At 43.3% G+C, this 12,891-nt stretch carries 10 protein-coding genes; 4 read left to right on the top strand and 6 right to left on the bottom strand.

What is annotated here, in order from left to right:
• Window positions 1-2: 2 nt before the first annotated feature.
• From HWQ44_RS24380 to HWQ44_RS33645, 3 genes are all read right to left on the bottom strand, one after another.
• Entirely contained in the window at window positions 3-1,259 is a 1,257-nt protein-coding gene (locus HWQ44_RS24380) for an FAD-dependent hydroxylase (RefSeq protein WP_292724157.1), read from the bottom strand.
• A 187-nt stretch (window positions 1,260-1,446) separates the two neighbouring features.
• A complete protein-coding gene (locus tag HWQ44_RS24375) occupies window positions 1,447-2,325 on the bottom strand; it encodes a peptidoglycan recognition family protein (protein ID WP_292724156.1) in 879 nt (292 codons plus the stop codon).
• Window positions 2,326-2,499: 174 nt separating this feature from the next.
• Window positions 2,500-2,583: a hypothetical protein gene (locus tag HWQ44_RS33645; protein WP_366931399.1), complete on the bottom strand. Its 84-nt coding sequence runs from the start codon at window positions 2,581-2,583 to the stop codon at window positions 2,500-2,502.
• Window positions 2,584-2,870: 287 nt separating this feature from the next.
• Here HWQ44_RS33645 and HWQ44_RS24370 point away from each other — a divergent pair, with 287 nt between their 5' ends.
• Complete coding sequence (locus HWQ44_RS24370; protein ID WP_292724248.1) at window positions 2,871-3,056, top strand: hypothetical protein; 186 nt, start codon at window positions 2,871-2,873, stop codon at window positions 3,054-3,056.
• Between the two features lie 135 nt (window positions 3,057-3,191).
• On the opposite strand, the gene HWQ44_RS24365 is transcribed toward HWQ44_RS24370, so the two are convergent.
• Window positions 3,192-3,614, bottom strand: a complete 423-nt coding sequence (locus HWQ44_RS24365) for a DUF488 domain-containing protein (protein ID WP_292724154.1) — start codon at window positions 3,612-3,614, stop codon at window positions 3,192-3,194.
• 31 nt (window positions 3,615-3,645) lie between these two features.
• Window positions 3,646-4,425, bottom strand: coding sequence for a hypothetical protein (locus HWQ44_RS24360; RefSeq protein ID WP_292724152.1), 780 nt, complete (start codon window positions 4,423-4,425; stop codon window positions 3,646-3,648).
• Window positions 4,426-4,604: 179 nt separating this feature from the next.
• Between HWQ44_RS24360 and metH the strand changes: the two genes are divergently transcribed.
• A complete protein-coding gene (metH, locus tag HWQ44_RS24355) occupies window positions 4,605-8,132 on the top strand; it encodes a methionine synthase (protein ID WP_292724151.1) in 3,528 nt (1,175 codons plus the stop codon).
• 381 nt (window positions 8,133-8,513) lie between these two features.
• On the opposite strand, the gene HWQ44_RS24350 is transcribed toward metH, so the two are convergent.
• Complete coding sequence (locus HWQ44_RS24350) at window positions 8,514-8,696, bottom strand: hypothetical protein (RefSeq protein ID WP_292724149.1); 183 nt, start codon at window positions 8,694-8,696, stop codon at window positions 8,514-8,516.
• Window positions 8,697-9,043: 347 nt separating this feature from the next.
• On the opposite strand from HWQ44_RS24350, the gene HWQ44_RS24345 reads away from it, so the two are divergent.
• Window positions 9,044-11,641, top strand: coding sequence for a CHAT domain-containing protein (locus tag HWQ44_RS24345; RefSeq protein ID WP_292724247.1), 2,598 nt, complete (start codon window positions 9,044-9,046; stop codon window positions 11,639-11,641).
• A 211-nt stretch (window positions 11,642-11,852) separates the two neighbouring features.
• Window positions 11,853-12,821 carry a DUF1822 family protein gene (locus HWQ44_RS24340; RefSeq protein ID WP_292724147.1) on the top strand — a complete coding sequence of 323 codons (969 nt, stop codon included), beginning with the start codon at window positions 11,853-11,855 and terminating at the stop codon, window positions 12,819-12,821.
• Window positions 12,822-12,891: the final 70 nt, after the last annotated feature.

The following is a 12,891-nucleotide window of genomic DNA, read 5'->3' as shown; positions in this document are numbered from 1 at the left end:
CCTTAGCGTTTTGCTAATTCTGGAGTCCGCCCCTTTAAGCCAATCATCAATTTCAGCATAAATACTTTTAATATAGGTACTCGCTGCAAGAACCATAAACCCAAGCGACGAACCACCACTACAGGGAAGAAATTATTAGAGAACATCCGATCTAACAAATCGGTGAAACCTAAAATTGTCAGATTCTCTAGCTTGCGCCAGCGTTCATAACCTTTGAGAATCTGAATATTGCCAATATCTTTACCCGATTTGTGCGCTGCTTGAATTACTTGCGCTAAAGCCGCTGCATCCCGAATACCCAAATTTAAACCTTGTCCGCCGACGGGATGGCAATTGTGCGCCGCATCACCAATCAATGCTAGTCGCGGGAGAACGTAGCGATCGCTTTGCATGAGTTGTACTTGAAAAACAAAGCGATCGCCTAGTAATTCCAGTTTCCCCATCTGATCGCCATAGCGGCGGCTTAGTTCTGCCAAAAATTGCTCATCATTTAAAGCACACAAAGCTTTTGCTTCTTCGTGGGGGGCTGTCCAGACAATGCGGCAACGGTTCCCCGGTAAAGGTAAAATCGCAAAGGGGCCGCTAGACCAAAATCTTTCGTAAGCGGTGTTATTGTGGGGTTTTTCTGGTTTGACAAATGCGACAATGCAAGATTGCCAATATTTCCAGCCCGAAGTTTTGATTCCAGCAGCTTGGCGAATTGGCGATCGCGATCCATCTGCTGCTACAACTAATTTGCTGCGAACTGTCTTTAGCTGATCGGCAACTTTTATTTCTATCGCGACTATATTCTGCTGGTATTGTGTATTTACCACTTCCGCCGGACACAAATAAGTCACATTGGGACAATTTTGGACGAAATCTTGCAACGGCTGCAACAGGGCTTGGTGTTCCGCCACATAACCCAACTCTGCTGTATTTATATCATCTGTGGTAAATTCCACCACATCGGGATGATCGGCATCGGAAAGACGGACTCGGCAATATTTAGCGATTTGCGGCAACATTTTGTCCCAAACGCCAATACCTTCATAAATCAGCGACGAAAGTTTGTGAACTGCATAAGCTTGTCCCTTGGCTACCGCCGCTGATGCCACTTTTGCCTCAATTAGCAAGATACTCAAACCAGAATCTTTTAAAGCAGAGGCTAGAGTTAACCCAATAATCCCACCGCCGACAATTACCAAATCATATTCATATCCCCGCTCATTTGGCGGTGTTAGTTGAGGGGAAATTTGCTCAAGCTGCGTTATGGTCATTGTTAAGTTAGATTACAGCGTCTTAACTCTTATTTTGACGCGATCGCGCCTTCTTGAGCAAGTTAACAATTCAAAATTAAATAGGACTTATGCACTCAAAAACCTGAAAACTTGATCCCCCTTTTTAAGGGGGGGATATAAAAAGCCCCCTTTTTAAGGGGGTTGGGGGATCTCTTATTCATCTGAATTATTTGCTGACTCGATAAATTGGTCTAACCTGACGATAAGTATTAAGTAAGCTGAGAAATTTATGACCATCAAAATTTATCGGGTCAACTTTTTTACCAGAACGGTCTACTAAATGGTGCGTAGTGATGCGATCGTCTGGGACTTGACTTTGAGCAATTAACCAAGCAAGAGAATGATATTGAGCTTCGCTGTAGCCGCTATGGGTTTGTTGGCTGCTACTGTCATAACTATCTGGCGGTGTTTCCAAAGAAACGTGATAAGCAAAATTATTCACAGACGCAGGTAAAGTCGGATTAGTCTGCACAGTTTCCACTCCCTGAGAACCATCAAACACAGAGTTAGCTGCACCAAAAGCCCGCTTTTCTGGCGGTACTAGATAAACTACCGTTCCATCTAACTTGATTAAGGCGTGGTAACTTGCTTGCACACCTTCATCAGTATGAGCTACTTGAAAGAAATTGATGGCGCTAGAAGCTGAATAACCAGTTTCATGGATGACGATAATTGGTTGGTTGCTGAGAGGAATGCCATTAACATCTTGGGTATAACGTTCACCATAGTTACTTGGGTCAACTGAAGCAACTTGATAATTAGGTCTGTACTGTGCAAAAGCTTGAGTGGTTATATACCTTGCTACAGGCTTGTTAAGCTTGACTGGGGACTTGATAACCCGTTGAGATTTCTTCTCTGGCTCTTTCGCTGATTGAAATTGCGCCTGGGGATATTGACTGAAAGCTGTAACCTGTGGATTGGATATACGGGATATTGTCGGATTGTTGTGTAATTTTGTCGCTCGTCCAATTAGCAGCACTACAATTAGAGTGGCAAACATCAGCCAGATTAGTAGCACCCTAGTCGCCCAGTCTGTAAACTTCATTTTTCTAATACCCGTAAAACGGTAGATATTAATTTATAGCTAAACTGGCGTGTCAGTTGTAGAGGCGCACTTCTGTAAACCCCTACCGCTTATGGTGTCCAAATAATAATCGCTATAATACCTTAATTCTAGTCAAATATACCTTGATAATCCCTGCAATAGTGCTGTTAAAAGCTATTTAATTTCAATACCGTGGGTAGTGGATTCGTGGGTGTGAAAGTCTTCATCGTGTAGCGCTGTTAATGATGTTTTACCCACATTTTCTTCACCAACTACCAGCAGTTTAGCTTGTTATAGAGGGATAGCACCGTTGCCTTTTCCCTGGCAGCTTGTTCAATAATTTGCAACAGTTCTTCGTTTGTCACCTGCAAACCTCACCAACTTTGTAGCGATATTTACCAGATTAGTGTATTGCAGGTTATGCAGAATGGGACTAGATTAATGTGTTCTATCTGCGTAGAAACGGCTGTAATATTTAAATTAGCAGGGTGCGTAGGACGCAATACTTGCCGTAAGCATTGCTAACCTCGCAATAACATTCACTCATTCACGAATATAAAAGACTCGTTAATGGAGTTCAAAGACTCGTTAACGGAGTTCAAAGCCTCATTAATGGAGTTCAAACACTCATTAACGGAGTTAAAAGACTCATTAATAGAGTTCAAACACTCATTAACGGAGTTCAAAGACTCATTAATGGAGTTCAATGGTGCATTACGCTTTTGCGCTAACACATCTTACGACTACGATCGCTTTATAATTGCGATGTCTACGACGGTCTATTCGGCGTCGCACCACTAGATTGCCTGTTGTGAAATGAGGTTTATTAAACATTCTTCTCTAAGTATCGAGAAAATTTTAGATTACTATTCTAAATGCTTAACAGGCATTGATACTAAGTTTCCCAAGCAATCAGCAACTTCTTTCCGATGACAGCGATTCGGGTTCATTTCAGCACACAAGAGTAAAACATTACCCGTTTGAGCAACTTGTGCAATTTCATGTAGAGCTTTATCTGCTTCTTCTTGATTTACTGGAATCCAATTTTCTTTACCAGATGTGTTACCTAAAGCGGTTTTAGAAATATACTCAATATTATTTAATTCACAGAATATTTTAATTTTGTCGCCGTACCATTTCCGGCTCCAAGCACGAGGAAGAATCCTCACATCAACAACATATCCCACATCAAACTTTTGCAGGTATTCTAAGAAGGCATCGTAGTCTTTGCGATTGCCATATCCAAAAGTAAGTATACATCTTGTTTTAGCAATATCTTTAACTTTCATTTTTAATTCCTGGAACAATCAAGTTTCAATATTATATTTTTATTAATGGTGGGTAAAATATCCCAATAATCATAAAGCTATTTTTGTGAGTTTTTAGGTTTCCCATGATAAAGTATAAATCTTTTTTGTTTAAAAACTCGTCTTCTAGTTTCTGGCGTACTTTTTCTAAAGCCTCCTTTTCTTTATTGTCTATACTTGTTTCATTTGATCTATCTCGACAATTTCTATAAAGTTGCTGAATTTCCCAATCGCTTATTGTACAACGATGCTTATCTCCATCTTGAGAAATAAACTCGTAACCAAAATTGTAAGGGATTTTATCTAACTGCACTGAAGGCTCAAACAAGTCTAGTTGATCCAAGATTCCTTGCTGTTTTGGGTTCCATTCTCGTTCTGTCTCGTTACAGAAGTATTTTTTTATAGTTTGTGGTTTAATAATACCGAGAGACTTACCTTGCTCTTTAATCTCCCGAATAGATTTGAATTCTAGTGGCAGAACCAAAGCTTTTCGCTCTTCCCAGTTTTTGCGAGTATCAATTTTTCGTATTACTTCTATCGAAGAATCATCTATACGAAAACTTTCTTCTCTATAATCTTTGTCATTTCTTTCTATTTTAGCACTTATAATTGACCATCTTGGATAACGCTTATCAAAATCTAATTGACGGAAACGAATGGGATAAATGCGAATCCACTGAACTGGTTTCTCGTCATCATCTAATAAAACCCCTGCTGTACAGACTGTTTCTTGATATTTAGTGCTAATTGAAGGGTATGTTTTAGTTGCAATTAAAATTTTCCTTCTTTCCATAGAACGACCTCTGTATAAACTAGTCCACCATGCATATTGACAATATAAGCACATCAAATGCTTCAGTATATAAGAATTTTTCCATTACATACTGCCGAAACTCCCAAAATTTTGGAAAATAATAAAGTAAGTGGAGTATAACAAGACTCACTTGATTTCCTCATTTCTTCTAGGAAAATATGACTCATCCTTTCCTTGAACGCCTGCGTAGTCCAGATAGCCCAGTCCTCGTCTTCGACGGGGCGATGGGAACCAACCTGCAAACCCAAAACCTGACTGCTGAAGACTTTGGCGGCCCACAGTATGAAGGTTGTAATGAATACTTAGTCCACACGAACCCCGAAGCTGTCGCTAAGGTTCACCGCGACTTTCTCGCTGCTGGTGCTGATGTCATTGAAACCGATACCTTTGGTAGTACATCCCTGGTGCTGGCAGAATATGACTTGGCAGACCAAGCCTATTACCTCAGCAAAACAGCCGCAGAATTGGCCAAGCGTGTCGCTGCGGAATTTTCCACGCCAGAAAAACCCCGGTTTGTGGCAGGTTCCATCGGCCCCACAACTAAACTTCCGACCTTGGGACATATTGACTTTGACACCATGAAAGCTACTTTTGCTGAACAAGCAGAAGCGCTGTGGGATGGTGGTGTGGATTTATTTCTGGTGGAGACTTGCCAAGATGTGCTGCAAATTAAGGCGGCGCTGAATGGTATTGAAGAAGTGTTTGCCAAGAAAGGCGATCGCAGACCATTGATGGTGTCTGTGACAATGGAAAGCATGGGCACAATGTTGGTTGGTTCAGAAATCAGTGCTGTGCTGACGATTCTGGAACATTACCCAATTGACATTCTCGGTCTAAACTGCGCCACAGGCCCAGACTTGATGAAACCACATATCAAGTATCTGGCAGAACATTCACCTTTCATCGTTTCCTGTATACCCAATGCGGGTTTACCTGAAAACGTCGGCGGTCAAGCGCACTACCGCCTGACACCGTTAGAATTACGGATGTCGCTGATGCATTTTGTTGAAGATTTGGGTGTCCAAGTGATTGGGGGTTGCTGTGGGACGCGTCCAGAACACATTCAACAATTGGCAGAACTTGCTAAAGACCTGAAGCCAAAAGTTAGATACCCAAGTTTAGAACCAGCAGCAGCATCAATTTACACCACTCAGCCCTACGATCAAGATAATTCCTTCTTGATTGTTGGCGAACGTCTCAACGCCAGTGGTTCCAAGAAGTGCCGCGATTTGCTCAATGCCGAAGATTGGGATGGACTCGTTTCAATGGCGAGGGCGCAAGTCAAAGAAGGCGCACACATCCTTGATGTCAACGTCGATTATGTGGGACGCGACGGCGTGCGGGATATGCACGAATTAGTTTCGCGCATTGTTAATAATGTGACATTGCCTTTAATGCTTGACTCCACCGAATGGGAAAAGATGGAGGCGGGTTTAAAGGTTGCCGGTGGTAAATGTTTGCTGAACTCCACCAACTACGAAGATGGGGAACCGCGCTTTTTGAAAGTGTTGGAGTTAGCGAAAAAATACGGTGCTGGCATAGTCATTGGTACTATCGATGAAGATGGGATGGCGCGGACAGCAGATAAAAAGTTTGCGATCGCAGAGCGTGCATACCGTCAAGCTGTAGAATATGGCATACCACCCACAGAAATATTCTTTGATACCCTAGCGTTACCAATTTCCACCGGGATTGAAGAAGACCGAGAAAACGGTAAAGCCACAATTGAATCTATCCGGCGGATTCGTGAAGGATTGCCTGGATGTCATGTGATTTTGGGTGTTTCCAATATTTCCTTTGGTTTAAATCCAGCTTCGCGGATGGTGCTGAACTCGGTGTTTTTGCACGAGGCGACGACGGCGGGAATGGATGCAGCCATTGTCAGCGCTAACAAAATTTTACCGCTCTCGAAGATTGACGCCCGTCATCAAGAAATCTGTCGCCAGTTGATTTATGATGAGCGGAAGTTTGAGGGTAATGTTTGCGTTTACGATCCCTTGGGAGAGCTTACCACAGCGTTTGCCGGGGTGACAACTAAGCGCGATCGCTCCTTAGATGAAAGTCTCCCCATCCCAGAACGTCTAAAACGCCACATCATCGACGGCGAACGCATTGGCTTAGAAGAACATCTGAAAAAAGCCTTAGAAGAACATCCCCCCTTAGAGATTATCAACACCTTTCTGCTAGATGGCATGAAAGTTGTCGGGGAATTATTCGGTTCGGGACAAATGCAGTTACCCTTCGTCTTGCAATCTGCGGAAACCATGAAAGCGGCGGTGGCGTTTCTAGAACCGTTCATGGAAAAATCAGAATCAGGCAACAATGCCAAGGGAACCTTTATCATTGCCACAGTTAAAGGCGATGTCCACGACATTGGTAAAAACTTGGTAGATATCATCTTGTCCAACAACGGCTACAAGGTGATTAACCTGGGAATTAAGCAGCCGGTGGAAAACATCATCAACGCTTACGAACAGCACAAAGCTGATTGTATAGCCATGAGTGGTTTGCTGGTAAAATCCACCGCCTTCATGAAAGAAAATTTGGAGGTATTCAACGAAAAAGGAATTAGTGTCCCCGTAATTTTAGGTGGTGCGGCACTGACTCCCAAGTTTGTGCATGAAGATTGCCAAAAAACCTACAAAGGTAAAGTTGTTTATGGCAAAGATGCCTTTTCTGACTTGCACTTCATGGATAAATTAATGCCAGCAAAGTCCGCTGGTAACTGGGAAGATTTGCAGGGATTTTTGAATGAAGTTGAAACTGCTGAAGTTTCGACAAATGGTCACAAAGAACCAGTAACTAAAACTGCTGAAGAAACATCTGCTGAAGCAAAAGTAGTAGATACGAGACGTTCCGAAGCCGTGGCGATAGATATTGAACGTCCAACGCCGCCTTTCTGGGGAACGAAGTTGTTACAGCCTAGTGATATTCCCATCGAGGAAATATTCTGGCATTTGGATTTACAAGCTTTAATTGCTGGACAGTGGCAATTCCGCAAACCAAAAGAACAATCTAAGGAAGAATATCAGGCTTTCTTAGCTGAGAAAGTGTACCCAGTTTTAGAAACTTGGAAACAGCGGATTCTTGAGGAGAATCTGTTACATCCCCAGGTGATTTATGGGTATTTTCCTTGTCAATCTGAGGGAAATTCTCTACATATATATAACTCAGAAAACCAATCACAACAGGTTGCAACTTTCGAGTTTCCTAGACAGAAGTCGTTAAGACGGTTGTGCATAGCAGATTTCTTTGCACCAAAGGAGTCGGGAATTATTGATGTTTTCCCGATGCAGGCGGTGACTGTAGGGGAGATTGCGACAGAGTTCGCCCAAAAGCTGTTTGCTGCCAATCAATACACCGATTATCTGTATTTCCACGGCATGGCGGTACAGGTGGCGGAGGCTGTAGCTGAATGGACACACGCCAGAATTCGCCGGGAGTTAGGTTTTGTGGTTGATGAACCCGATAATATTCGGGATATATTGGCACAACGCTATCGTGGCTCACGCTATAGTTTTGGGTATCCAGCTTGTCCAAACATTCAGGATCAATACAAGCAACTGGAGTTATTGCAGACTGACAGGATTAACTTATATATGGATGAAAGTGAGCAACTTTATCCAGAACAGTCTACCACTGCGATTATTGCTTACCATCCATTAGCAAAATACTTTAGCGCGTAGAATCCTACCCCTTAACCTAATACGCTTGGTGTTAGTGATATTTTGTCCCCGAATATCCCCCTTTCCAAAGGGGGATTAATTCCCTCCTTTTTAAGGCTTGTCATTACCAACATCTTTGAGAGTGATACCAATTTAAAAAAAGAATGTGACAGATAGAAACCTAGATGAAATTTAGCTTTCTGAATTTTTAATTTTTAATTTTTAATTTGGTATGTCAACCCTAACAATGCAGTATTCAACTGGGCTTAATATTACTTGCTCTATATCCTTTTCTGTTTAGGTCAAAAAATCAAGAGTATTTCATGAGATAATACCGCCATGTTGAAATTGGATCAGGTACTGCGTAACCCCGCAGAAAACATGTATCCACTTGACAAGAGACTATGCCGTAGTCTCGATTAGGGTAAAAACATATTGCTTGCTACTAGGCAAACCAATGTGTTTTTGGGGCGTGGGGATGAGTACACCACGCCAGTTAGCTTCTCCCTTGGCGCTAGCCTCTCCCTTTGGGAGAAGGGGAGATTGCTTGCGCGTAGCTTGCTTAAGAGCAGGGAAGTCGGGCATTCTCCGCCCAACGCACTAACTCTTCTTGTTAATTGGAACCGCGCCCAGAGGTTCGGGGGATAGGATTTCGGAACCTGCACAGGAACCAAGCCGCTATTTTGGCTGCTAAAAACCCCCGGATTTATGCCTGGAGAATGGGTTACCTACCTCTTGTCATGCTTATGCCTAAAATAACTAAGATTTTTGGCTCGAATTTTATAAAAGTTAAAAGGCAAAGGAAGCCAGAGCATCGCTTATTTTACCTCCGTTGCAGAACTTTTTACTCCTTTGGGGTTCGCCAGTCACTCATTTTGAAAACCAAAAAGACCGCGCTAGCTCACTTTTTCCGTTTGCCTTTATACTTCCTGATGGCTTTGCTATGCATTATCGGTTCACCTGTGCTGGCAAAAGTTCCTGGCTCAATCAATTCCTCATCCCAACTGCCAATTAACAGTCTGACATCGTTGACTGTGGCCGCTGACCCAGACTTACTACTACAACAGGGCAAAGTTTTATACAATACTGGCAACTTTACCAAAGCTGTAGAAGTGTTGCAACAAGCTGTCCAGGCATATCAGCAGCGAGGGGAGAGTCTCACACTAGCAGCGACACTGAGTAATCTTTCTCTGGCATACCAGCAACTCGGTGCATGGAATCAGGCGCAGCAGGCAATTACAGAGAGCTTAAATTTGCTCAAAGCACAGGATAAAAATCAAAATTCGCAAATATTTGCCCAATCATTAGATATTCAAGGTCGTCTGCAACTAGCAATGGGACAGGCCGATATGGCTTTAGCAACTTGGCAGCAGACTGAAGGAATTTACAAGCAAGCAGATAATAAAAGTGGCGTGGTGCGATCGCAAATCAATCAAGCACAAGCGTGGCGCACCCAAGGATTTTACCCTCGGGCTGTGAAAACACTCGAACAGGTAAGTCAGACGTTAAAATCTCAACCAGATTCTATAGAAAAGACAGTGGGTTTGCGATCGCTCGGTGATGCTCTTTTAGTATTGGGCGATTTGGAAAAGTCACACAAAGCGCTAGAAGAAAGTCTAAAAATTGCTCGAAACCTCAAATCAAGCGCTGATATTGGGGCTAGTCTGTTCAGCTTGGGCAATAATGCCCGTAAACAACACCAAAAGCCACAGGCGATCGCCTATTATCAACAAGCAGTCGAAGTATCTGCCTCACCCCTGACAAAAGTCCAAGCGCAACTGAATCACCTGGGACTACTTATTGAAGATCAACAATGGGCAAAGGTTCAAGCTCTCCTACCGTTGATTGAATCCCAACTCAAGCAACTCCCCCTCAGCCGTGCTAGTATTTACGCTCAGGTTAACTATTCACAAAGTCTGGCAAAAGTCAAGAGTGGTGTCTTACAAGCATCCACTCAGAGTTATTACTCAGGATTCAGCACAAAAGACTCAGCAGTATTACTCGCCAAAGCCATCCAGCAATCCCACAGCTTAAGGGACAAGCGGGCAGAGGCTTATGCCCTGAAGAGTTTAGGCAGCTTGTACGAAGAAACCAGACAGTGGTCAGAGGCGCAAGGGCTTACCCGACAAGGATTAGCTTTGGCACAGAGCAGCAATGCACCAGAAATTACCTATACCTTGGAGTGGCAGTTAGGTAGATTGCTCTGGGCCCAAAAAGATATTAATGGTGCGATCGCGGCTTATGATGCTGCTGTAGACACTCTCAAATCTCTCCGCAGAGATTTAGTAGTGAATAAAGATGTAGTGAATCAGGATGTGCAATTCAACTTTCGGGACAGCGTAGAACCCGTCTACCGCCAGTCAGTAGAGTTACTGCTGCAATCCCAACAAGGAAAACCAGATGAAAAAATATTAGAGAAAGCACGGGAACGCATTGAAGCACTCCAACTAGCAGAATTGGACGACTTCTTTCGGGAAGCTTGCCTGCAAGGTCAGAAAGTAGCCCTCGATCAAGTGGTAGACCAAGATAATTCCAAAGCTGCCATCCTTTATCCGATTATTCTTCCTGACGAACTCCAGGTCATTGTCAAAATTCCCAAACAACGCCTGCAAAGCTACAGTACCAAGATTTCTCAAACAGAAGTAGAAAAACTCTTAGTAGAACTGCGAAAAAATCTTGTCAATCCCACAGCTACCAAGACAGTCGAAACTCAATCGCAAGAAGTTTACAACTGGCTGCTTAAACCCATTGAGTCACAATTGCAAAAAAGTGGCGTCGATACCCTAGTGTTCGTCCTGGATGGGCCATTACGCAATTTACCAATGGCTGCTCTCTACGATGGTCAGCAATACTTGGTAGAGAAATATGCGATCGCCCTGAGCGTCGGTCTACAACTCCTCGACCCAAAACCGCTGGTAAAACAGCAGCTCAGAGCGCTAACCGCAGGACTGACTCAGCCCCCACCAGGATTTCTCAAGTTTGCACCATTGCTTGCGATTAAATCTGAATTTGAGGGCATTACCAAAGCCGGAGTTTCGACAACTAGCTTACTAGATGGGGATTTTAAGAAAAAGAATTTAGAGAGTGAAATTGGTGCTGCTTCGTTCAACATAGTGCATTTGGCAACCCACGGTCAGTTTAGTTCCCGCCTTGAAGACACTTTTATTTTAGATTTCGATGGTCAGATCAATGTCAAGGATTTTGATACTCTCTTCCGCAGTCAGGGTAAAACCATAGTAGAACTATTAGTTTTGAGTGCTTGTCAGACAGCAACAGGAGACAGCCGTGCAGCACTCGGGCTAGCAGGAGCAGCTGTCCGAGCTGGGGCCCGTAGTACCATAGCTTCCCTGTGGCAGATTGATGATGAATCAACAGCGATGTTTGTGAGTGCCTTCTATCGAGAACTCAAGAGTGGCAAAATTACCAAAGCCGAAGCAGTCCACCGTGCCCAGTTAAAACTGCTGAAACATCCCAACTACAGAGCACCAAGCTTTTGGTCTGCCTATGTATTGATTGGGAATTGGTTGTGATTTGGGGATTGGGGATTGGGGATTGGGGATTGGGGGAAGCAGGAGAGCAAGGGTAGATGAAGGAGACAAGGGAGACAAGGAAGACAAGGTGAGAAGAAGAATAACCATGCCCCATGCCCAATTCTCTTTTTCCAGTATTCAATTTTGTGGCATAAATTTATTGAATGCAGGTGATATGTACATAGCAGCATTGATCACTAGGGATTGATTTATGAATAACTCCACCTATCAGCTAGACGATTTCGCTTTAACATTGCCGATTTCCCAAACAGCTCGCATAACTGCCCAGCAATTTGCTAACCAGCAGCCAAATCCTGAAAAAGCAGAGCAAGTCCGGCTGAATACTCTGGCTGTATGGGTGGTGAATGATTACTTGCAGATGATGGATATTCCTACTGATCTTCAAGCTAGTGACAGTTGGAACCCCATCATGCGCCTTTGTGGGAATGTAGCTGACTTAGAGATACCCTCAATTGGTCGTTTGGAGTGTCGCCCTGTCCATCTGCATCAGCGGATATGTTCCATTCCTCCAGAAACTTGGGAAGAACGGGTGGGTTATTTAGTAGTTCAATTTGATGAATCACTTCAAGAAGCAAGGCTACTTGGTTTTATCCCTAGTGTCGCAACTGAAACACTGCCTTTAAGTAAACTGCAACCATTGGAAGCGTTTATCGACCACCTGTGGCAACTGCGGGAATCTCCACTCACCTCGTTGGTAAATTTGAGTCAGTGGTTTGCTGGCATATTTGAGACTGGCTGGCAGACTATTGAATCCCTGTGGAATGTACCGGAACTCAGACCAAATTATGCGTTTCGCAGTACTGAAACTTTGGAACTAAATACTCTCAATCAACCAGAATCAATTACTAAACGGGCAAAACTGATTGATTTGGGCATCCAAATTCTCAACCAACCAGTCATGTTGATTGTAGAAATCAGCCCCGAAAAGAATCAAGAAACTAGTATTCATCTCCAATTACACGCCACTGGGAATCAAATCTACTTGCCGTCAGGAGTTCATCTCACCGTTCTAGATAGTTCGGGAGCAGTATTTCTCTCCGCTCAATCTAGAAAATCAGACAACTATATTCAGTTACAGTTTCGTGGTGAACCCACAGAGCAATTTAGCGTTAGGGTGGCCTTAGATAATATCAGCATTACCGAACACTTCCGAATTTGAAAGATGTAGCTATCCTCCCTCTTTGCCGGTAATTTATTAAGTGGTAATTGGTTAATTAAAAATTAAAGAT

The organism is Nostoc sp. JL34 (genome assembly GCF_017114945.1).
GTDB lineage: Bacteria > Cyanobacteriota > Cyanobacteriia > Cyanobacteriales > Nostocaceae > Nostoc.
The sequence above is the reverse complement of the archived record's forward strand: the minus strand, read 5'-3'. Positions and strand labels throughout refer to the sequence as shown.